Source organism: Streptococcus suis (assembly GCF_002964045.1).
GTDB lineage: Bacteria > Bacillota > Bacilli > Lactobacillales > Streptococcaceae > Streptococcus > Streptococcus suis_U.
Genome location: NZ_POPB01000662.1, coordinates 1 through 306, shown reverse-complemented (window position 1 = coordinate 306; position 306 = coordinate 1). Strand labels below are relative to the sequence as shown.

The 306-nt window shown below is 39.9% G+C and carries 1 protein-coding gene; it reads right to left on the bottom strand.

Translation table 11 applies throughout. The annotated features are described in order from the left end of the window. The coding region (locus C1E99_RS13965; protein ID WP_153060290.1) for a DUF1694 domain-containing protein at positions 1–252 on the bottom strand (252 nt) is incomplete at its 3' end. Positions 253–306: the final 54 nt, after the last annotated feature.

The following is a 306-nucleotide window of genomic DNA, read 5'->3' as shown; positions in this document are numbered from 1 at the left end:
TTTTAGTAGTGAAATTTGTTGCTTGTCAGACAGGGCTGGCGAGAGTTTGAGGAATAGAGGAGAGTAGCTATTTGCTAGTTTTTGGCAAATTGTATCGAACTTATTTCCGACGACTTCACTACTCAAATCGTCAAAGGAAACGAGCAGGACAACCCGTTCGCGATAGGTTCCCATGTATAGACGTTGTTCATCTGGATTCAATCGTGTTTCGCCAGAGGCTTTCTGTAGTATGGTAGTATTTAAATCGTTCATGGTTTCAGTATAACATACTCAGTTAACTTTGAAAAGGAAGGCGTTTACATTATT